We start from the raw sequence: 2,281 nt of genomic DNA on the forward strand, positions 1-2,281 counted from the left end.
ATCGGCTGGTTCGTCGCTGGGGGCCTCCTGTGCGGGAGCCTCGGTGCCCTGCTCGACCGGGGCCTCCTCCGTCGCATCGCCTGCTGCGGCGGCCTCGTCCGAGGAAGCGGCGTCGTCCAAGGAATCGGCGTCGGCCTCGGAGTTAGCGGCGGCGGCCTCGGACGTGGCGCCCTCGTGCTGCGCGGAGCCATCCGCCTCGGGGGCGTCGGAGGACGCATCCGCGGGCGCGTCCTCGGCCCCGGAGGGTGCCCCGGCCTGGTCCGTGGGGGAGACGGCCGGGAGGTCACCCGCGGGGGCGGAGACGACGGGTAGCTCTCCCGTGGAAATCTTGTCCTCGATGGCGGGCTTCAGGGGCGCCGTGGCGGGCACGCGGGCCTTCAGACTACCGATCGCGACGGACTCGATCTCGCCCGTGTGAATGGGCTCGCTGGACTCGCCGATGATGGCCGAGGCGTCGGAGCCTTCGCCCGGCAGCTCGATCTCCTCACCGGTCAACACCACGTTGTCGCGCTCGTCCTCGGCGCGGTCGCGCTCGACGTCAAACTCGTTCTCGGACATGCTTCCTCCTTATATCTGCCCACATATTACGTTTCATGCGCCCGAACGCGCTCATTAGTCCTCGGCAGGCCCCTCATTGTGAGTCGCCTCCTCGTTGGCCTCCAGCGTCTTGAGCGCCCGCACGCGCGCCCACAGGACGCCCATCGACGCGCATCCCGTCGCCATGCCCAGCGCCGCCAGGGTCGGACAGGCGAGCGAGACCTTCGTCAACAGGGACGAACCCGGCACGATCACGTTCCCCGTCAGCGACGCCCACACCGGTACCGCGACGAAGGCGGGCAGGACCAGGATTAGCCACGTCGCCAGCTGCGTGCCGGTGATCGACCAGCGGGCGCCCACCACCAGCAGCGCCAGCGCGAGCGCGGCCCCCAAGGCCAGGCCGTGACCCATCAAGTGCCCCTCCAACACCCCTTCCAGGCCCATCGCCGCCACGTTTGTCGTGTCCGAGGGGGCAGCCCCCACCATCAACACACCCACCGCGATGGCCGCCGGGACCGCGACCGTCGCACCGAAGGCGTGGCGGTGCACCCGGGCGAGCGGCATACGCGTGTCCTGGCCGGCGCGCACCCGCACCGACTTGATCGTCAGCGCACACGCGCCAAGCATCAGCGACATGCACAGGGGGTAGAGCCCCCACACGACGCCCGCGGCCATATCGCGCGGCTCCACTGAGGACTTCATCAGGAAGGGGATGCGCGCAATGCCCATGAACTGGGTAACTCCCACCGCGAGCGACCACACGAAGGTCACGACCATGCCCGCGCTGGATTCCTCGCAGTTCAGGGCGATCAGGGCCAGCAGCAGCGACGCGAGCGCCATGCCGATGAGGCCTTCGACCGAGGCCAGCGGCTGCCCGACGGCGGCGAGCGCCTGCACGTCGACCATCGACGACCCCAGGAACACCAGCGCGATGGGCGCAAAAATGAACGCGAACAGGCCGGAGCGCAGGCGCGCGGAGAAGTTTCGATGCTGTACAAGCGTCATGCCCCTAGTGTAGAGGCGTGAGTATCGAAGCCCTCGTCGACCCCGCCCCCGCCGTGTTGCGCGCCGCCTGTGCGCGCCCCGACGTCGCCTCCACCATGGACGAGGCCCACGCCGCCCTGGCCGAGCTGCGTTTCTGTGAGGGGCTGCGTCGCGGATGGGAGGAGGCCCGCGCGGAGGCCGCCGTGCGCGAGGCGGCTGCCCTGTCCATCATCGAGGGCGCGCGCACCACCGTCGACGACGTGCGCGCCCTGTCGATGGCGGACGAGGGAGGGGCGGCCTCGGACCCCGGAGCGGCCCTGGCGCTGGGGATCTGGCGCTCCCAGTGGAGGCTTGCCTCGGGATTCCCCGCCCTCAACACGCGCTCCCAGGGGGGTGCTCGCGTCGCGCCCACGCCCCTGCCCGCCCTCATCGCCGGGCTGCACAGGGACGCCTGCTCCGGCCTGCTCGCCGCCGGCCTCACCGTGCCCGGCCAGGTGGCCACCCCGACGGACCCCACCCTGCTGACCCCGGCCCTCGAGTACACGCGCTGCGACGCGCCCGCCCTGGCTGTCGCCGCCGCCCTGACCGCCCACTTCCGTTTCCGGCGCGTCTTTTCCCCGGCCTCGTCGGTCGTGGGCGCGGGCCTGGCCCGCTGGATCCTCGTCACGCGCGGCGTCGACCCGACCGGCGTGTGCGTGCCGGGCGCCTACGATGCGCTCGATCCGGCGCGCGCGGGGCGTTCCCTCGCGGGGTGGGTGAG

Annotated in this window: 2 protein-coding genes and 1 pseudogene; 1 reads left to right on the forward strand and 2 read right to left on the reverse strand. The window is 71.8% G+C overall.

Annotated elements, in window-relative coordinates; all coding sequences use genetic code 11:
• Both HMPREF1138_RS11400 and HMPREF1138_RS05515 read right to left on the reverse strand, forming a co-directional pair.
• Positions 1–558 (reverse strand): annotated as a pseudogene (locus HMPREF1138_RS11400) (hypothetical protein); the annotation flags it as partial.
• A 54-nt stretch (positions 559–612) separates the two neighbouring features.
• Positions 613–1,542, reverse strand: a complete 930-nt coding sequence (locus tag HMPREF1138_RS05515) for a hypothetical protein (protein ID WP_009057517.1) — start codon at positions 1,540–1,542, stop codon at positions 613–615.
• Between the two features lie 17 nt (positions 1,543–1,559).
• Here HMPREF1138_RS05515 and HMPREF1138_RS05520 point away from each other — a divergent pair.
• On the forward strand, positions 1,560–2,281 hold a 722-nt coding region (locus HMPREF1138_RS05520), incomplete at its 3' end, for a hypothetical protein (RefSeq protein WP_009057519.1).

The organism is Actinomyces sp. ICM58, assembly GCF_000283035.1.
GTDB lineage: Bacteria > Actinomycetota > Actinomycetes > Actinomycetales > Actinomycetaceae > Pauljensenia.